Below are 19,069 nucleotides of genomic sequence, written 5' to 3'. Positions count from 1 at the left end.
CTTATTAGTTCGTTTATATTAGAGGTGCTTATCTATACGGCTACAGATTTTATTCATTGTTTTTTCAATATTGGCATCATCTTTCCATAGTTCGTCAAATATACCTTTGGTGGATGATTTTATTGCTGCCATTTTGCTGTGTGCTGGCAATACATTGCCAGTATTTATTCCATCAGCCACTATTTTCATTGCATCGGCATTAAGACGTGGATTACTGGTTAAGAATGCTTGTGAATTTAATACTGAATTACGTGCTGGAGGAAAAAACTCAGCCATGGTTTCTATTCCAACTTTGTTGGTCATATAAGCCAGAAACTCTTGTGCAAGTTTCTTATTTGGACTGTCTTTGAAAACTACAACTGCAGCTTGACCAATAATTGGACTAGCCCCATCTGGACCAGATGGCATAGGTGCAATTCCCCACTTAAAGCTAGCATCATCTAATTTAGTGGTGCGTGATATTTGAGTAATAGTTAAACCTGCTTTTGCATTGAAGAAATCTGCACTTTCTCCTGGCGGAACAGCAGACTGATCGGTATATACCATTTCATGGTACAAGCTCACAGCTTCAATCGATTCTTTAGAATCTAAATCACATTTATTATCTATCCAAGCATCTGAACCATAGGACCGAATAATGGGTAAAATCGTCTCCCATACTCTAGAGTCGTAACCGTTTCCATCCATTGTCTCGAAACCATAAACGCCGGCGGACTTATTGGTCATTTTAGCCGCCATAGTTTTAAATCTATCCCACGTCCATTCGCCTTTTTGTACTAATTCATTTGGGTTTGTTAGTCCATTTTGTTCTAGCATATCCTGGTTATAGAACACAACTAGCGGCGATGTAGAAAAAGGAATACCGTACACTTCTTTATCCCTAACCCAGAGTTCCATTGCAGACTGAGAAAAATCACCATAGTCATAATTAGCCGTCTCTTTTAGAGTCGCACTTACATCACTGAGTACCTTAGCGTCAATAAAAGTAGGAGCGGAAGATTCTAACATCCAACCTAAATCGGGCGGATTATTTCCAGAAATTTGTATCGACACTTTTTGTACATAATCCGCAAACGGGATTGTCTCAAACTTAACATTCACATCGGGATGAGTTTCCTTAAAACCTTCAGAAAACTTGTTAAGCATATCTAAATGGGCTTTTCCTCCAGTCCAAACTGTAAATCGTAATGTTTCTGCTGTTGTTATCGACGAAGTACACAGTGCAGTAATAAGTGTTGCTAATTTAATTAAGCGCATAATCATTAAATCCTTTTTCACGTTATTGGAGCGTTTATTATTGGAATAGTTAATAACCATTCATTATTCTATTATCTATTTATTATTATATAATTTTGGGGTCGATCTCGGGCCAATGGTTGACCCTACTCTGATATTACAAGGTAAAGTAACTTGAACCTTGGAACCTAAAAAATTTGAATCTATTTTTTGCATTAATAAGATGAACGCTTGATAACCCATCTCTTGTTTTGGTAGTTCGAAGCCACTCCAGTCAATGGAAGATGCCTCTCTTTGCATCGATTCGCCTAAGAGCGCAATCGAAAAATCAGTAGGAACAGAAATGCCCATTTTTTGCAGTGTAGAGTATAAGTATTCCGCGGTATCTGGTTCTTCGATCAAAGCAGCGGTAACACCTGACTGTAGCCATTCTTGTACCATTGGTAATGTGATTTGTGCAGCATCACCTCTTATAATGCTAGCCTCAATATCAAAATCACTCAATTGCATTGCGAAGGCACGATAACCAAGTTCTCGGTCAACACTTGGCTCTGAGAGTGATTCATTTCCAATATAAATAAACTGACGATGACCATGCTTAAAAATAGACTCTGCTACAATTTGTGTTGATTCTTGGTAATTGGCCGCCACGTAACTGATTGGCACATTATCAACTTCTTGCCGACCAATATACACAAAGTCATAGTTCTCAGAAATTAAGCTTTTCAACTCTTTTTTATCAGGTTCTCGACCAAATAAGATCGAGCCATCAGCAAGCTTCAAACGGTTGACTCCCTTCTCGTAAACGCTTTTTTTATTATTACGAACTTTAGAAGAAGTATGAAGTAACAAGTCATAACTATGTGCTTCAGCCGCTTTTTCTACTCCCAATAAAAAATCACGAAAAAAATCATTTTGTTCCTTTGGAAACACTGGTTCGTAACTAAATAACCCAACAATATTCTTCTTTCCACCAGCAAGACTACGCGCAACCATATTAGGAACGTAACCCAGTTTTTTTACCGCTTCTAATACTCTTAATCGAGTTACATCTCCTACGCGTATATTCTCTGAGACATTGCCATTTATTACCGCTGAAACAACAGCAGGAGACACTTTTGCTAGTTTTGCCACATCGGCTTGTGTCGGCTTTTTATTCTTAGTACGCATAGATTAAAACTTATATATTGTGTTTTATAAAAATGATAATGCGCATAATCATATACTGTCAATTGATTGAAGAATGTACTGTTTAAAAATGTGACGTAACGAAGGATTACACTCGTACAAACAACTTTAAACGCAAACCAGCCTTTAAAGGTTTACCTTTAATGATTCTCTCTTTATCAAACCGATTGTGTGATTTTGACAACGCTAGGGAGGTGTTCAGTATTATGCGAGGTAGGTTATACAGAGTTGAGGTTATTTAACAAAAAAAACAGGTAGCATCAAATTTGATACTACCTGTTTTCACATTAATTTGTATGCGTGTTTATTTGTTTTTATTCGATGAACAACCGGCACTACTGGCGCAGCCAACACATTTTATTCCTTTACGTTTCTCGATAACAATCTTCGCTATGGAAAGCGCAAGAATAATCAAAATAACAGCAGCCACAATTATATTTGCCATGCAAACTCCTTATAAAGAAACAATTTTTATTAATTGTTGTTCTTTCTGAGCACCCTTTCTAACTAAGTGCACTAAAATTCCAAACAGTACTAAACAAACAGCAAAACCATAAATAAACCCTTGGCCAACTGCTCCTGTTGTAATCAAGGTACCAATTTGATACGTCATAAACGCGACCACATAGCCAATACCGAATTGGAATGCAACACCACCAAGTAACCATTTTTTATTTTCTAGTTCAGCATTCATTGCACCTATAGCCGCAAAACATGGCGGTGTGAACAAGTTAAAGACTAAATAAGCGAAGGCAGCGACTGAGGACAGTCCCATTACGCCCGCTACATCGGAACTTCCTGCAACCAGTGCTAACTCTTCAGTATCAATAAAGTTAGTGATGCCATAAACAACTGCCAACGTACCAACAACGTTTTCTTTCGCTATAAAACCTGTGATCGCGGCTGCCGCTAATTGCCATGCACCAAAACCAAGAGGTATTAAAATAAAGGCAAACGGAGAGGCAATGCCCGCCAAGATACTTGTGTGTTCCGCTCCTTCTGCAACCACTTGGAGTTGCCAATTGAATGTTTGCATAATTTGAACCGCAGCGTTACATAGCAAGATAATGGTACCCGCTTTAATGATGAATGCTTTAGCTCTTGATAAAGTGGAATGTACCGCGCGGCTAATACTCGGAAAACGATATTCAGGTAATTCTAGGATAAAGAATGATCTGGTATTTTTCTCGCCAGTTATTCTAACAATTAGCAACGCACCAATTATAATCAAACCAATACCCGCAAAATACATTGTGGTTCCAACCCATGCGGCATCTTGGAAAAACACCCCAGCAAATAAGGCAATAACAGGTAATTTTGCGCCACAAGGCATAAATGGTGTGAGCATCGCGGTGGTACGACGTTGTCTTTCATTTTGAATCGTTCTGGTTGCCATTATCCCTGGGATTGCACAGCCAGTACCAATCACCATTGGAATGATAGACTTCCCTGACAAACCGACCTTCTTGAAGAATCGATCCATGATGACGGCAACTCGTGCCATATAACCACTGTCTTCAAGTAACGCGAGCAAGAAAAACAGCACCATAATTAGTGGAAGAAAACCAATAACAGCGCCGACACCACCAATAATACCATCTAATAATAAAGAACTTAGCAAAGGTGAAACATCGTCCCCTAATAAGCCTTCGACAACGGCATATAATTCATCGATCCAGCCTACAAGCGTATCCGCTAAAATAGGTCCTACATGAGTTTGTGACAACGAAAATACGGTCCACATAACTAAAGCGAATATTGGTAAGCCAAACCATTTATGGGCTAATACATTATCGACTTTATCTTGCGTTGTTTGTTGTTGACTTTCTACTTGTCGCACTTCAATGCTCTGCACTAGACTTTTGACGAACTCAAAACGTTTAGCGTCTAATGCTTGAACCGAAGCTGCATCTTTAATTTCCACACCTTGAGCATTAAACGGTGCAGTTTGAGAGTTACCTTTAATCTCAATCGCTTGTTGAATAAGTTGCTCTAACCCGTTATCACTATTTTTAGTAGAAATAGTTTCAACTATTGGGCAACCTAACTTTTGGCTTAACTGTTCAACGTCTAGTTCGGTCTTTTTCTTTTTATTTAAGTCACTTTTGTTTAACGCGATAACCACTGGAATACCGAGTTCTAAAAGTTGAGTCGTAAAAAATAAGCTTCGGTTTAGGTTTGTAGCATCAACAATATTTAAGATAACATCAGGCTTTTCATTTTGAATGAAATCTCGGGTAATGGTCTCTTCAGAAGTAAACGGAGACATTGAATAAGCCCCCGGTAAGTCAACTGCCGTAATGTCAGTTTCTGAATGACTAATAGTATTTTTTATCAGCCCCTCTTTTTTACTAATTGTCACGCCTGCCCAATTACCAACACGTTCTATTCTACCCGTGATAGCGTTAAAGAGCGTTGTTTTACCGCTGTTGGGATTACCTGTTAATGCAATTTTCAAAGCCTTGTCCTCGCTAATTTGTAATGAAGCTAGATTTATCTAGCTCATCTCATTTTATTCATTAAACCAGTATGACCATTTTGGCGAGATCCGAATCAATACTATATCGTGCATCTTTTATGCTAATGACATAAGTATCTGACAACACAGATACAAGAGTAACTGACTGACCTTTAAAACAGCCTAAAGTAAAGAGAAAGTTGACGATATCTTGATCGTCCTGAATAACACTCTCGATTTCATACTCTCTGTTCAGCTCGGCTTGGGATAAATTTTTGACCTTGCTATGTTCGCTATCTTTTGCATTTTGTTTGCTAAAAAATGTCGCTATTTTTTGTGGTAATAGATGAGCAATTGTACTGTTCACAATTCTTTCTCCAAATGTATCAATATAACCATAATGTACTATTTCAATCTGGACTATATTAGACCGACACGCGAACCTAAATGACAATGGTTTTCATTACGGAACAAAATAGATCAAAACATTGATTATAACAATAGTCCTCATGGAAATTATGGGTACCTTTGTAAAAACAATGAAGATTGATTGATATAAGTCAATTGTTTCGACTATATATTGAAAATTGAGTTCCTAATTAAAGGCAACTAAGTTAGGGAAAAACTTAAAGGGACACACACCAAAAAGACCATTCAAAAGGCAATACACTGCTATTCAAAAGCGATACACATATCTACCTCAAAGTGTCTGTCTTCTTAATAAGACTGCATTCAAATCATCGACAACAATTTGTTGTCGATAAGATAAAAATTATTCGCTGTTAATAAATTCAAATAAAGACTATTTTCGCCGCATCTTACACCCCCTATCCAACTTGGAAAGTATCATGCGCATTGCAATTTTATCTCGTAACGAATCTTTATATTCTACTCGTCGCCTCAAAGAAGCTGGCGAAGCTAGAGGTCATCAGGTTGATATTATAGATACATTGCACTGTTATATGGATATCACCAGTAGTAAACCTAAAGTACGTTATAACGGAGAAGATCTACCGGCGTATGATGCAGTGATCCCGCGCATTGGTGCGTCGATCACGTTCTACGGAACGGCGGTAGTTAGGCAGTTTGAAGTCATGGGGACATTTTGTATTAATGAATCGGTCGCAATCAGTCGTTCTCGAGATAAATTAAGATCGCTACAGCTTTTATCTCGTAAAGGTATTGGCTTACCTAAAACAGGTTTTGCTAGTAAACCAGACAAAATTCAAGATTTAATAAAAAACGTTGGTGGCGCGCCTGTGGTGATAAAACTGCTTGAAGGCACTCAGGGAATTGGTGTTGTTTTAGCGGAAACGAATAAAGCAGCAGAAAGTGTGATTGAGGCCTTTATGGGATTAAAAGCCAACATCTTGGTTCAAGAATTTATCGAAGAGGCAGGCGGCGCAGATATTCGCTGTTTTGTGGTAGGTAATCGTGTAATAGCCGCAATGAAGCGTCAAGCGGGGGAAGGTGAATTCCGTTCCAATTTACATCGTGGTGGATCCGCCACATTGGTGCGCCTTACAAAAGAAGAACGCCTAACGGCCATAAATGCCGCAAAAGCCATGGGACTTAACCTTTGTGGCGTCGACATTCTACAATCTAAAAATGGCCCAGTGGTTATGGAAGTAAATTCATCTCCAGGGCTAGAAGGAATTGAAAGCGCAACAGGAAAAGATGTAGCAGGAATGGTGTTTGATTTTATAGAAAAAACAGCCAAACCTAATGCTAACAGAACGCGAGGCAAAGGGTGATGGCCAAACAGCTCAACAATAGCCTGATCATTGCCGGTACGGAAATATTGCCAGGCACTCAGTGCCAGTTAAATATTCCTGTCGCTAAACTGGTAACGGATACTGAGCTGTCGATACCGCTGCATGTTCAACGCGCAATAAAGCCTGGACCAACGGTGTTTGTTAGTGCAGCTATACATGGCGATGAGCTGAATGGTATTGAGATTATACGCCGATTAATTAAAGCCAAATTACACATTATTAGAGGAACACTCATTCTTGTCCCTATGGTTAATGTGTACGGTGTGTTAAACCAAAGTCGCTATTTACCTGATAGAAGAGATTTGAATCGCTGCTTTCCGGGTTCGAAAAAAGGCTCTTTAGCGGCCAGACTTGCGCAAGATTTTATGCGTAATGTCGTTGAACATTGTGACTACGGTATTGATCTGCACACTGGTGCGATTCATCGTTCTAATTTCCCACAAATACGGGCGAATTTAAACGATGAAAAAACATTAGAACTGGCTCAACTGTTTGGCGTGCCTGTATTACTTAATTCGGTGCTCCGAGATGGATCGCTAAGAGAAGCGGCGACCAGCAAGAATACTCGTGTACTACTTTATGAAGCAGGAGAAGCACTTCGTTTTGATGAACTCTCAATTCAAGCGGGGGTTAAAGGGGTTCAAAAAGTATTAATGGGACTTGGTCTAATTAAAAAACGTACGAGCAGAAAGAAAATAGAACCTTTTATAGCCAACAAAAGTGAATGGATACGCGCTCCAGGAAGCGGTTTTGTGCACGAATTTGTAAAGCTAGGCGAACAAGTTATAAAGGGACAGGCACTAGCAGAGATTAACTCACCACTAGGAGAGTTGATTGATCAATTGGTATCCACTCGATCTGGAATAGTGATTGGTAAACAAAATATACCGCTAGTACAGGAAGGAGATGCTATGTTTCACATTGCCTATTTTGGTCAAGACGAAGACGATGTAGCAGAACATATTGAACTGATGCACGATAATTTGGCGTTGTAAACGAGCCATATTTTGAAGGGAAACCAATGGATAGATTAATAATCGGAAACCTTGAGTTGTGTAACCTACCCGATTTAGGAATTTTTGATTTAGAAGTTCGAGTCGACACCGGTGCTAAAACGTCATCTATTCATGTTGATAACATACGCCGTTTTCGTAAAAAGGGGCAACTGTTCGTAGAATTTGACCTGCATCCAGATATATACAACATAGAACAGACGGTAAAAACCTCGGCGCCAGTAGTTGATTCACGACAAATTAAATCATCGAACGGGAAATCCGAACGACGTTACGTTATCAAAACATTATTCACTATTGGTGGGCTGTCATGGCCGATTGAAATCACACTCACCAATCGAAAAGAGATGAGTTACTTGATGTTATTAGGCCGTGAAGGTATGGGTGATCGAGTTTATGTGGACCCAAGTAAAGCCTTTACGTTGATAGATTAAGTCACCGAGAGACAATCAGGATAAAAACTATGACCGACCTAAATCAACTGCAAATGACCAACAGCAACCCAGCATTGCTCGCTGAATTTATCAACGCAATGGAATCTACTGACGACCTTAGCTTCTTAAAAGGTTATCAGGATGCGGAACTTGCAAATATTTTAGAATCTGTCGATGCGCTACATCGATTACAAATCGTCATGGTTATACCTGCTGAACGCTACTGGTTGATTCTCAATTTTTTGCAATATGAAACCGCGAAGCATATCCATAGGTCATTACCGGAAGAAGTGACCAATGCAAGGTTAGCCTGTATTAATGAAACCGACGTCATTACCTTTGCCGACTTTCTACCGACTGAGTTTGTTGACGAGTATCTGCTTACTCAGAGCGAAGCAACGGTGGCGCACATTCAGCAAGCTTTATCTTATGACGACAATAAAGTAGGTCGATATATAGAGTCGTGCTTTCTGGTTGCTAACAGCAAAAATAGTGTCGGTAAAATTAAAGATGAAGTCAGCAAACGTACGGATTGCCCAATTCGTCTTGTTATTGTGCGAGACGCTACAGGTATTATTGGCAGCATAGAACCTGAGCGATTTCTCACTCAAGCAAACGAAATCAAGCTCAAAGAATTGGCGACTAGTACTCCTATTTTAGAAGATATTCAGGACATACATGATATCAGCAAGCAGATTTCGATTGACGGCAGTGCTCATTGGTTCCCTGTATTATCTGCTGGAAAAATAATTGGTGTCATGTCAATGACGACGATTGTACTTACTTTACGAGAATTGAGTTTACAAGCCGTGGTTGCGGAAAATGTAAAAAGTGAGGAAGATTTATTTACTCCGCTAAGAGTCGCTACACGACTAAGAGCGCTATGGTTGGTAATCAACTTACTCACTGCATTTGCTGCATCGGCGATTATTGGCGTATTTGAAAATGTCGTTGAGCAAGTAGTCGCTCTCGCTATTTTGATGCCAGTAGTCGCAAGCATGGGTGGAATCGCAGGCAGTCAAACACTGGCGGTGGCGATAAGAGGTATTGCGTTAAATCACTTACACAAAAGCAACTTGCGGTTATTGGTCAACAAAGAAATTAAAATAGCACTTATTAATGGGCTGGTAATGGGGGCTGCGATAGCGACCATAGTCTACTTTATCTTTGGTTCCATTGGACTGGCGCTGATCATCTGCTGCGCGATATGCATAAACAGTTTAGCCGCTGCATTATCAGGGACTTTAATCCCTTTTACGCTTAAAAAATTCAATATCGACCCAGCTGTAGCAGGTTCGGTAGTGCTAACTACGGTGACAGATGTGATTGGATTTTTGGTTTTTCTAGGACTTGGCGCTATCTTTTTAGTATAAAGTTATGTTTAACTGCGGAACTGACCGCAATTAGTACATAACTAGCTATTAAGAGAAAGCCATCGTGGACGTAAGAGTATTAAGTACATTTTTAGAACTGGCTCGTGTCAGACATTTTGGCCGAGCCGCAGAGAATTTACATATAACTCAAGCGGCAGTGAGCGCGAGAATTAAGCAACTAGAAAGTTACTTCAATACCATTTTATTTACCAGAGATCGCAATAACATAAAGTTAACCTCATCAGGCGAACGGTTGATCAGTTATGCAGAAATAATGGTAACAACACTCCAACAAGCTAAATACGAACTCTCTTTAGAAAGTTCCAAAGCGTTACAATTGACCATTGGTGGAACAGCAAATATATGGGATGCTTATCTACAAAATGGTTTAAGTATCGTAACCGAAGCATTTCAAGGTTATGGTTTTAACGCCGAAGTATTAAGTCGAGAGCAAATCAACCGACGTTTAATAGAACGAACTCTGGATATCGCCTTTGCTCTCGATCCTCTAAAGGCAGAAGAACTCGAATGTAAAAAAATCAGTGACCTCAGATTAGTTCTGGTTTCAACCACTCAATGTGATGTTGAAAAAGCACTCTCGGATAAGTATGTCTACATCGATTGGGGCACGGCTTTCTCTGCAGAACATGCCGATAGGCATCCTCAAAAACAAGCGCCTTATTTGCGCACCTCAACAGGAAGAATCGCACTGGACTTTATTTTAGAGAAAGGTGGCAGTGCCTATTTACCCGAATCAGTAGTCGAACCTTTTCTTAATTCTGGCCAATTAATGTTAGTTGAAAACAGTTTGCATTGGGATCGACCGTTATACTTCAGTTACAGAAAAAAAAGCACCTCGCTAGAAGCAATTACCGCAGTAGAACAACTGATACGTAAAATACAGCCATCAACTGGTTATAGCCTAGTTCAAGCAGGTGAGATTGAAAATCTAGAGGACAAGAATAGTAGCTCTGAACGTTAAAATTTAACCGTTGGAAACTATGTTGTATAAATCACGGTCTCTATAAGAAATTCAAACCTAAGTTTTTGTTATTTCGACAGTTGAGTGCTTTCTAACGCATCTATGGCTTGGCTAAAACCTCGCATAGATAGCGGCAAAACAATCTGCTTTTGAGCCGGCAAAAGATAAGCAACCACAGCTTGGTCACCCGTTTTCATCTCGTGTATAAGCCTATCGTCCATCCAAACCTTCGACACACAAACTTTCTCATCACAACCAATAAAAGGCAATGTAATCGACGTATTATTATCTACTTTAAAACCCATCCCTTTTTCGGTAGCAACTTGTGATGAGACACGAATACTCATCGTTGGTCGCTGTGAAGATTCGCTAAAATCTATTGACAACCCCATTAACACATTTTTTGCATCTGGATCTGTCGCCACAACCTGTGCAATAGAACAATGATCTTGTTTCGTATCGCAAAGTAAACTCCATGCACCATAGTCTTTAGCTGCCACAGTAAACATAGGTATACTCAATAAAAAACCAATACCATATTTTTTCATATCAATGTTCATCCTTAGCTTATTGAATACTAGTCCACGCCCACAAAAAATAAGGTCAAGTATCCTTACTCAAGAATACTTGACTTTGCAAACAACACTAAGCGACTAATTTTTTACGTCTACGAGTAAACAATAAACCAATTAGACCAACGCTAAATAATGTTATCGTTGTTGGTTCCGGAATATCTACGTCAACGGTTATCGGAGTCTGACTCATTGATATGTCTCCTACTTCAACAAAAGTTAAGCCAGTAACAAAAGCTGTAGAATCGTCAGGATCCAACATGGCATCGGTTTCTATGCCCATAATACGAAATGCATCCACACCATCCGTACCGAAATCATAGAGTTCTCCAGCGTCAATCAAACTAGCAAATAACCAGCCGCCATTGCCATCATCTAGAAATAATTCGAAAATATTATCGCCAATTGAAGGAAGCTCAACCGTACGTATATTTGGACCAGAATCAACAACATAGTCGTAACCAATTGCGACTAAAGGATCAATAAATATTTGGTCACTAACATCGCCAATATTGAAATCAAACTCCCAGCTATCGTCCACTTGAACTGGCATCAAAGGGTTGTCAGGTGTAGTTCCTGGTACATCTCCATCTCGAATACTAAATAACCATTCTCCTGGAACTGGTTCCGCTAAATTACTCAGCTCAGTTAAATCGAGAATATCTTGGGTAAATGACCCCGGTAATGTATAAAAATCAACACCATTACCAGCATCGTAGCCAGCAGAAGCTTGGGTCCCACCTAGACCATTTGTTCCGTCAGAAGCATCACCAGTAGTCCATTCTAATTGATCATATCTAAACCCAATATCAAAATCCCCTTCAACTTCGGTTTCGTCGCTACGATCAATTAATATTGCTTGAAATGTATTTGTTTTATCTGACCCTTGAGAATAATAACCAACATTTTCCCACGTTACGACAACGATATCTTCATTGGCAGAATTGACATAAACGTTACCGCAATCGTCACACCTAGTGTCCACATCAGCCCAGAACGGTGCGATCATTGGTTGCGTCGAAATAGACTGCTCTACATTGTCGATCGAGGATAAAGGAAACGCTTCTGGAGTATAACCACTAATAGCTGAATTGAATGAGATATTACCATTGTTGTTAACAAAAAAACTGGAATAAGTTTCACCGTAAAAGTTAATGTCAAAAGGAAGTGACAGCCTGTTAGAAGAACCATCATCGTTAGGTGACATAACTATCTCGCCAAAGCTCCCGTCCTCATCTGTTAATAAAGCCGCATTTGTCATTGACGCAAAACTCGCAACAATTAGAACAAATGAGCATTTTAATTTAAACATTAATAAACTCCTTGTAATCATATTTGAAATTAGAATATTACTGGGAGAAACAGGCAGAACTTTTGATTCAACAAAACTTAGGCACTCTTCTGCAAAGTCAACCAGCCACCAGACGTATGCATAATATAGGCCTTTATGTATCTTTATGTTTTATAAGTAAAAAAATAAAAATCAGAGGTAAAAACGAATAATTGTGTAAAAAAACATGTCAAATTACAGCAAAATACTGATAACACCTTGATAGCTTTATCAAAAATCAATGAATTGGTAAATTAACCGCCTATAAAAAGTGATCCATGTAGTGTTATTAGAAATAATGTGATCTGGGTTATGTAAAAAATACTGACATTACCTTAGAGAGAATATAGATAGGATTAGGAAAAGTAACCGTAATACAATTTCTTACTTTAAGAGTAAGACCCCCCCTCTTATCAAATAGAACACTAGCTTTTGCAATTCGATACATGTTTCGCAATTTGAGAATCATTTTGCAGTTGACTCTCATTTGCAACGAATAAAGATTAAAATATGTACAACGTTAAAATTAATCTCATTAAATGCTTAACATTAGTCCCTGCTAATTTACTTATCTACCGTCACTAGCAATACCTATATTTTTTCGAACTAACCTTTTTAGGCATAAAAAATGCAAGTATAATAATTTAATCTACACTATATTTGTTTCGCTATGAAAAACGAATTCAAAGCACCAAGCAGCGAAAATATAGAGATGAATAATCCAGTAGATAAAATCTGTAAACTAAAAGGTTTTTTGTATGCTCAAAGCGAAAATATATTCAGTAATCATTTTGACTACTCTATTAATATCTAACGTATCAATTGCTCAAGATATTATAAAATTAGGTGTTGTTCCTCAACAATCAGCTTCGAGTTTAGCCAAAAACTGGATACCTTTAACTTCATACTTATCTGAAAAAACAGGTAAAAACGTCCGTTTTACTACTGCTCCGAATATACCAGAGTTCGAAAAGCGTGTGGCCGAGGGGATGTATGACCTTGTCTATATGAACCCATACCATTATACGGTTTTTAGTCAGTCAATTGGCATGCGCGCAATCGCGAAACAGAAAAACAAACGGATTCATGGCATTATCGTCGTGCAAAAGGACAGCCCATTAACAGATCTAGATATGCTTAAAAATGCAGAAATAGCCTTCCCTGCACCCGCCGCATTTGCAGCCACAATTTTACCACAAGCCAATTTAACTCTACGTAATATTCCTTTTAAATCTCAATATGTCTCGTCTCATGATTCAGTCTATGCCGGTGTAGCTAAAGGCTTATTTGTTGCTGGAGGAGGAATCGACCGAACTTTATCAACGCTGCCTAAAGCACAAGCCAATCAATTGAAAGTTATTTGGCGTTCTGATGGCTATACACCACATGCTTTTGCTGCCTCAGATGGACTAGAACCTGATTTAATAAATCAAATACAAGAAGCATTAATTTCATTAATCGATGATGAAAAAAACCAGTCTATTTTGTTTAATTTAGGATTTAAACAAGGCTTAATTAAAGCTACGGATAGTGATTGGGATGATATTCGCAGCCTAAATATTGATTTAATAAAACCATAAATGAGATTCAAAGAAATGTTTAAGCTAAAATGGTCATTCAAAACGAAAACAATTTTAGGCATTGCTGCTATTGAAACGTTTTTCTTATTCATATTAGTTTTAAATAGTCGCACGATTCTTTATGAAACGGTTGAATTGGATATCCAAGATCGTGCTCAAAACATTTCTAATTTGATCGCAACGGCTTCTGTTAACGCGGTGATATCTCATGACTTAGCAACACTTGAGTCAATTTTGGATTCTACAATTACTACAACCAATATTCTATACATTAAGATATTGGATTTAGATGGGGTAATGGCAGAGCGAGGAGAACCTTTACTATTAGCTAAAGAATTTAAAGCCGACTCAAATCTTGAGGAGAGTAATATTGATGGTTCTTACGATGCCTATTCAGACATAGTTATAGATGGGTACAAATTTGGCCGTGTTGAAATTGGACTATCAGTCGAAGATCAAAAATCAATAATTAGCAAGGCAACCAATCACTTATCAACCATTGCCCTCATAGAGCTACTTTTTGCCGCGCTGTTTTCGCTAATACTTGGTATCGCATTAACAAAACGTCTCACAGTATTGCAAGAAGGGGCTATTAAGATATCTCAAGGCCAAACTGGCTTACAAATTCCGATTGCAGGTGAAGATGAAGTTAGCGACGTGTCAAAAGCATTTAATCTAATGTCAACCAAGATTGGAGAAGTGACCCAAACGTTAAAATCAGATAATGCCCGTATGGATGCTGTAATGAATACAGTAACTGATGCAATTTTTATGGTTAGCCTTGACGGTTCAATTCATTCAATGAACCGTGCGGCCTACACACTTTTTAATTGCGCAGACAAAGACATCATAAACCGTAGTCTATTTGATTTTATTCCCAACTTTACATTAAACAGTATTAACCCATCAACTAACCGAAATGTACAAAATGTTGATGGCATCGACTCTTCTGGAAGAAAGATTCCATTAGAGATTCACTCAAGCAATATGCAATTTGACAACCAAACTTATATTGTTGGTGTGATACGCGATTTAACAGAAATTAATAAACTTCAATATGAATTAAATGCTGTTTTCAATATTAGTCCTAACGGGTTTATGATTGTTTCCAAAGATAAAACGATTTCTTATGTAAACCCAGCTTTCTATTCATTATTTTCTATTGAGCCTGGCAGTCTGATTGGCCAGAACTGGCAATATTTCACTAATATACTCAATAAATTAATAGATAAAGAATTGCATAATAATTTGCATCTATTAGATGACTTGTCTAATGAAAATGTTCTATATTTACTCACACCGGTAGAAAAAGTGTTTTCGGTATACCGACAAAACATCTCTGATGTAGATATTGATTCATCCGATATACTATTTTTCTGTGACATAACTCATTTAACTATCGTTGATAAAATGAAAAGCGAGTTTTTATCAACAGCAGCGCATGAACTGAGAACGCCACTAGCAAGCATCTGCGGTTTTTCTGAGTTATTGTTAACACGTAGCTACGATAAAAGTACTGCGTATGAAATGAGTGAAATTATTCATAGGCAGGCATTAAACTTAAAATATTTGATCGATGAATTACTTGATCTAGCACGTATTGAAGCCAAGGCTGGCAAAGACTTCAACATGAAAAACCAGTCGATAGAAAAAGTGGTTAGAGAATCTTGTGTTGATGTAGAAGGCGCTTTCATCGGGCGTAAAGTGGATATTCAGGCATCATTAGAATGGCCAATACTGTACGTGGACATAGAAAAAATCAGACAAGTATTGAAAAATTTATTAAGTAACGCTTTCAAATATTCACCTGATGAAGAAAATATAGCTTTAACAACTCTAACAAGAGAAACAAGTGATCGTTTTCTTTTTGGGATACGTATAATTGATAACGGTATAGGTATGTCAAAAGAACAACTTGCTCGTCTTGGTGAGCGCTTTTACCGCGTTGATGATTCAGGACACACGCCAGGTACAGGTTTAGGCGTTTCAGTGGTTAAAGAAATAATCGCCATTCATGGTGGAGAAACTGAATTTGTCAGTGAAGCAGGAAAAGGAATGTCGGCGACCATATGGTTACCGATAATTAAAAACAGTTGAGTTTAATATGCGATTTAGTTTTTACGCTATGCTTATAATAGCCCAATAACTAACTCATATTATTTAAGACGCGCTGATTGTAAAATAATGAAGGAAGATACATTGGACAGGAAAAAAGTGTTGATAGTCGATGACCAAAGTGAGTTGCGCAAGTTGATTAGAATGACTCTTGACCTAGGTGACTATCAATTGTTTGAGGCAGATTTCGGTTTGCAAGCATTGGAACTCGCAGACGATGTAGAGCCTGATCTTGTTGTGCTAGATGTCATGATGCCTGGTGATTTAAACGGTTATGAAGTGTGTGCAAAATTAAAAAATTCAGAGCGTAACAAAGTCCCTTATGTCATTTTATTAACGGCAAAGGGGCAAGAAGCGGATATTGATGAAGGTCGAAAAGCAGGCGCAGATCAATATCTTGTAAAACCGTTCAGCCCATTAGAATTGATAGAAAAAGTTAAAAACGCACTAGGATAAGTCAACACATATGCTTCAGGAGTGGTCGAATGTCTCTTACACATGATATTGGTAATGAAATGGATATTCTAGTCGAGCAACTAGGTTCTAATCAATCTGACGCCAGTATTGCTTGGAGTACGGTAAAAAAGCTAGAAAAAGAGAATAAAGACTTATTAAATCAGCTATTTTGCTATGCAGAAGATTTCAAAAAACTATTAGCTGAACGAAACCAATCTATAGTCAATGAAAGTGAGAAAATCGCAGCTTACAAGCAATTAGAGCGATTTAATAAAGACTTCATGTTGTTGATGGCGCAAAAAGAAAAATCTTATAAAGCACTTGAATCGTCACATCTAGACACAATCCGACGTTTAGCAACCGCTGCTGAATTTAAGGATGACGATACTGGCGTACACATTATCCGTATGAGCCGCTTTTCAGCTATGATTGCCAAGGCCTATGGGGAGGACATTCATTATTGTAATTTGATTGAGCAAGCAAGCCCTATGCACGATATAGGAAAAATTGGAGTGCCAGATAGTGTTTTGAAAAAACCGGGTAAACTGACTGATTCGGAATGGGAGTGCATGCGTAAACATCCTGAATATGGCGCTAATATTTTGGGCGGCTCTACTGTTCCTGTTTTGCAATTGGCAGAACAAATTGCTCTGTCCCACCACGAAAAATTTGATGGTAGTGGTTACCCATTCGGACTTAAAGGAGAACAAATCCCCCTCGGCGGAAGAATTGTCGCCTTAGCGGACTATTTCGATGCACTTACGATGGACAGATGCTATCGACCCGCATTTTCGGATGAAAAAGCTATTTCAATGATAAAAGAAAATATTGGCATTCACTTTGACCCCAAAGTGGTTGAAGCATTTCTATCAGTAAGTAGTGAAATAATTACTGAACGTGATCGGATAAATACACAAGCCCTCTAGGAACTAGAAAGGTTACTAGAGTTATGATTAAGCTAATTGAGCTTACGTTTTATAACGCCACCAGTAGTTTCCGATTCATATTCATACTGACCATTTTTGTCGGCTAAAATGAACCTTCCGATAAACGGGTTGGTATCATTTTCAAATTCAATGACTTGAAACGAGGGTGCATCAAGACAAATCTTATTCCCATAATGAAAGATATTTCGGTCATCATAGATAAAACCATGCCTATTAATAGTGTGTTTATTTGGATCGATCGCAATCGTTTTGTCATAATAAAAAGTGTGATTTTTATCTTTTCCATAACAAAAATCTAAGTGGACAAACGAGAGGCTGTCCGCCAGCTCAATTTTATTGAGCACCCATTTTCTATCTAACTTATCTCTTGCGTTATCAAATACATACACCGATCGGGCATCTTTGTAATAAATAACTTCATAGGGGTCCCCTAAATAAGTAAAACTCTCTCCATCAATACCCGTTTCGATTCTATACTCCCAAATAGATTGGTCATTTAAGGTCGTCTGCGGTAGGGAACCTGATGTTAGATAGCAGCCAAACACAAAGTTTTTGTCAGCAACAATACCAGCCTCATTTCGTAAGCTAAAAGGATCCGCAAAAGGTAACTCAATAATAGGTTCTTCTATCTTTTGGGTAAATTCATACATAACTCCAAAATCATATACCTTACCATTATAAGTGTAAAAATCGCCAAAAAGGTGAAAAGGGTTTTGCAAACTCGCGACTGCTATTCTTTGAGGCTTCTGTAGTTCTTCTTTATAACGAACGTACCGTTTAAAATAGTTCTTAAAGTTATTATTGAGGTAATTGCGCTTACGCAAAGCTTTATCTGGTTTTGGAAATGAGCTCCTACTTTCGGCAAAACTCCAAAATTTATCCAAAATACTGTGTACTTTATCTTTTGGATATTCATCAATGGTAAGTTTCTTCACGCTTCGCGACGTAATTTCCCTTATTTCAAAAATATCGCATGTTGAAGCGATTACTGCATAATCTATCGTATTAGGCTTTTTAAGATTACTTATAATCGGGAATAGCTCATAAAAAACTTCCGTATTCTCAGCTTCAAAGTGATCAAGCATCCATGCAATAAAACAAGTCTCCGTCGCTTTTTCGTAGTTAACAACAAGCACATTTTCATGGTGCTCACAGTCATATAAAAGCGCACTTAAATAATAGCCCACCTTTTTCTTTGGTACGCCTTGTGAAAAAGATTTGTTCAAAAGCTGTTTAAAACTCTTCTCGTCTATGCTTATTTCCACAAAGAAGCCCGCTGGTTCTGCCATATTTATTATTCTGCCAATTGAGAAAGCCTTAATACTTTATACATAACCCAACGGCTATTTCTACTTAATAATAATCATTTTTTCGCTAAATGACATAAGCTATATTCTCGCTTAACCTGTTGTTTACAGGACACACACTAAAATAAAATGACATAGTTTGCGGGACATAGTTTGCGGGACATACACCGAATAAAAATCACAATTAAATTAGTACTTATTAATGCAGAACAATTGAATTTTTCGCTATAGTTTTAATAAGACAGATCAGAAAAAAGATAATAAAATTAGAATTTCAGTCATTTGTATACATAGAAGCAATAA

Annotated in this window: 17 protein-coding genes; 9 read left to right on the top strand and 8 right to left on the bottom strand. The window is 38.1% G+C overall.

Annotated elements, in window-relative coordinates:
- Nucleotides 1-18: 18 nt before the first annotated feature.
- From R3X26_RS14360 to R3X26_RS14340, 5 genes are all read right to left on the bottom strand, one after another.
- Nucleotides 19-1,257 carry a sugar ABC transporter substrate-binding protein gene (locus R3X26_RS14360; protein WP_317718021.1) on the bottom strand — a complete coding sequence of 413 codons (1,239 nt, stop codon included), beginning with the start codon at nt 1,255-1,257 and terminating at the stop codon, nt 19-21.
- 75 nt (nt 1,258-1,332) lie between these two features.
- Complete coding sequence (locus tag R3X26_RS14355) at nt 1,333-2,406, bottom strand: LacI family DNA-binding transcriptional regulator (protein WP_317718020.1); 1,074 nt, start codon at nt 2,404-2,406, stop codon at nt 1,333-1,335.
- A gap of 322 nt (nt 2,407-2,728) precedes the next feature.
- Nucleotides 2,729-2,869, bottom strand: a complete 141-nt coding sequence (locus R3X26_RS14350) for a FeoB-associated Cys-rich membrane protein (protein WP_317718019.1) — start codon at nt 2,867-2,869, stop codon at nt 2,729-2,731.
- 9 nt (nt 2,870-2,878) lie between these two features.
- Nucleotides 2,879-4,882, bottom strand: a complete 2,004-nt coding sequence (gene feoB, locus R3X26_RS14345) for a ferrous iron transport protein B (RefSeq protein WP_317718018.1) — start codon at nt 4,880-4,882, stop codon at nt 2,879-2,881.
- 61 nt (nt 4,883-4,943) lie between these two features.
- Nucleotides 4,944-5,249 (bottom strand): FeoA family protein, encoded by a 306-nt coding sequence (locus tag R3X26_RS14340; RefSeq protein WP_317718017.1) that lies wholly within the window; start codon nt 5,247-5,249, stop codon nt 4,944-4,946.
- Nucleotides 5,250-5,730: 481 nt separating this feature from the next.
- Between R3X26_RS14340 and rimK the strand changes: the two genes are divergently transcribed.
- The 5 genes from rimK (at nt 5,731) to R3X26_RS14315 (ending at nt 10,459) form a co-directional block, all read left to right on the top strand.
- On the top strand, nt 5,731-6,636 hold the full coding sequence (gene rimK, locus R3X26_RS14335; protein WP_317718016.1) for a 30S ribosomal protein S6--L-glutamate ligase: 906 nt from the start codon (nt 5,731-5,733) through the stop codon (nt 6,634-6,636).
- Complete coding sequence (locus R3X26_RS14330) at nt 6,636-7,652, top strand: succinylglutamate desuccinylase/aspartoacylase family protein (RefSeq protein WP_317718015.1); 1,017 nt, start codon at nt 6,636-6,638, stop codon at nt 7,650-7,652. Before rimK ends, R3X26_RS14330 begins: the two co-directional genes overlap by 1 nt.
- A gap of 26 nt (nt 7,653-7,678) precedes the next feature.
- Nucleotides 7,679-8,104 (top strand): ATP-dependent zinc protease, encoded by a 426-nt coding sequence (locus R3X26_RS14325; protein ID WP_317718014.1) that lies wholly within the window; start codon nt 7,679-7,681, stop codon nt 8,102-8,104.
- 29 nt (nt 8,105-8,133) lie between these two features.
- Entirely contained in the window at nt 8,134-9,477 is a 1,344-nt protein-coding gene (locus R3X26_RS14320) for a magnesium transporter (RefSeq protein WP_317718013.1), read from the top strand.
- Between the two features lie 64 nt (nt 9,478-9,541).
- Complete coding sequence (locus R3X26_RS14315; RefSeq protein ID WP_317718012.1) at nt 9,542-10,459, top strand: LysR family transcriptional regulator; 918 nt, start codon at nt 9,542-9,544, stop codon at nt 10,457-10,459.
- 68 nt (nt 10,460-10,527) lie between these two features.
- Here the strand turns inward: R3X26_RS14315 and R3X26_RS14310 are convergent, their stop codons facing one another.
- Together R3X26_RS14310 and R3X26_RS14305 are read right to left on the bottom strand one after the other, a co-directional pair.
- Complete coding sequence (locus R3X26_RS14310; protein WP_317718011.1) at nt 10,528-11,007, bottom strand: invasion associated locus B family protein; 480 nt, start codon at nt 11,005-11,007, stop codon at nt 10,528-10,530.
- Between the two features lie 97 nt (nt 11,008-11,104).
- Nucleotides 11,105-12,343 carry a nidogen-like domain-containing protein gene (locus R3X26_RS14305; RefSeq protein WP_317718010.1) on the bottom strand — a complete coding sequence of 413 codons (1,239 nt, stop codon included), beginning with the start codon at nt 12,341-12,343 and terminating at the stop codon, nt 11,105-11,107.
- Between the two features lie 776 nt (nt 12,344-13,119).
- Between R3X26_RS14305 and R3X26_RS14300 the strand changes: the two genes are divergently transcribed.
- From R3X26_RS14300 to R3X26_RS14285, 4 genes are all read left to right on the top strand, one after another.
- A complete protein-coding gene (locus R3X26_RS14300) occupies nt 13,120-13,941 on the top strand; it encodes a phosphate/phosphite/phosphonate ABC transporter substrate-binding protein (protein WP_317718009.1) in 822 nt (273 codons plus the stop codon).
- 15 nt (nt 13,942-13,956) lie between these two features.
- Nucleotides 13,957-16,038 carry an ATP-binding protein gene (locus R3X26_RS14295; protein WP_317718008.1) on the top strand — a complete coding sequence of 694 codons (2,082 nt, stop codon included), beginning with the start codon at nt 13,957-13,959 and terminating at the stop codon, nt 16,036-16,038.
- Nucleotides 16,039-16,140: 102 nt separating this feature from the next.
- A complete protein-coding gene (locus R3X26_RS14290) occupies nt 16,141-16,512 on the top strand; it encodes a response regulator transcription factor (protein WP_317718007.1) in 372 nt (123 codons plus the stop codon).
- Between the two features lie 29 nt (nt 16,513-16,541).
- A complete protein-coding gene (locus R3X26_RS14285) occupies nt 16,542-17,438 on the top strand; it encodes an HD-GYP domain-containing protein (RefSeq protein ID WP_317718006.1) in 897 nt (298 codons plus the stop codon).
- Between the two features lie 32 nt (nt 17,439-17,470).
- Here the strand turns inward: R3X26_RS14285 and R3X26_RS14280 are convergent, their stop codons facing one another.
- A complete protein-coding gene (locus R3X26_RS14280) occupies nt 17,471-18,748 on the bottom strand; it encodes a hypothetical protein (protein WP_317718005.1) in 1,278 nt (425 codons plus the stop codon).
- Nucleotides 18,749-19,069: the final 321 nt, after the last annotated feature.

It is taken from the genome of Vibrio sp. TH_r3 (genome assembly GCF_033101115.1).
Lineage (GTDB): Bacteria > Pseudomonadota > Gammaproteobacteria > Enterobacterales > Vibrionaceae > Vibrio.
The sequence above is the reverse complement of the archived record's forward strand: the minus strand, read 5'-3'. Positions and strand labels throughout refer to the sequence as shown.

Coding starts and splice junctions, on each gene's coding strand:
- R3X26_RS14360 (WP_317718021.1), bottom strand. CDS start 1,257: ATGCGCTTAATTAAATTAGCAACACTTATTACTGCACTGTGTACTTCG.
- R3X26_RS14355 (WP_317718020.1), bottom strand. CDS start 2,406: ATGCGTACTAAGAATAAAAAGCCGACACAAGCCGATGTGGCAAAACTA.
- R3X26_RS14350 (WP_317718019.1), bottom strand. CDS start 2,869: ATGGCAAATATAATTGTGGCTGCTGTTATTTTGATTATTCTTGCGCTT.
- rimK (WP_317718016.1), top strand. CDS start 5,731: ATGCGCATTGCAATTTTATCTCGTAACGAATCTTTATATTCTACTCGT.
- R3X26_RS14330 (WP_317718015.1), top strand. CDS start 6,636: ATGGCCAAACAGCTCAACAATAGCCTGATCATTGCCGGTACGGAAATA.
- R3X26_RS14325 (WP_317718014.1), top strand. CDS start 7,679: ATGGATAGATTAATAATCGGAAACCTTGAGTTGTGTAACCTACCCGAT.
- R3X26_RS14320 (WP_317718013.1), top strand. CDS start 8,134: ATGACCGACCTAAATCAACTGCAAATGACCAACAGCAACCCAGCATTG.
- R3X26_RS14310 (WP_317718011.1), bottom strand. CDS start 11,007: ATGAAAAAATATGGTATTGGTTTTTTATTGAGTATACCTATGTTTACT.
- R3X26_RS14305 (WP_317718010.1), bottom strand. CDS start 12,343: ATGTTTAAATTAAAATGCTCATTTGTTCTAATTGTTGCGAGTTTTGCG.
- R3X26_RS14300 (WP_317718009.1), top strand. CDS start 13,120: ATGCTCAAAGCGAAAATATATTCAGTAATCATTTTGACTACTCTATTA.
- R3X26_RS14295 (WP_317718008.1), top strand. CDS start 13,957: ATGTTTAAGCTAAAATGGTCATTCAAAACGAAAACAATTTTAGGCATT.
- R3X26_RS14285 (WP_317718006.1), top strand. CDS start 16,542: ATGTCTCTTACACATGATATTGGTAATGAAATGGATATTCTAGTCGAG.
- R3X26_RS14280 (WP_317718005.1), bottom strand. CDS start 18,748: ATGGCAGAACCAGCGGGCTTCTTTGTGGAAATAAGCATAGACGAGAAG.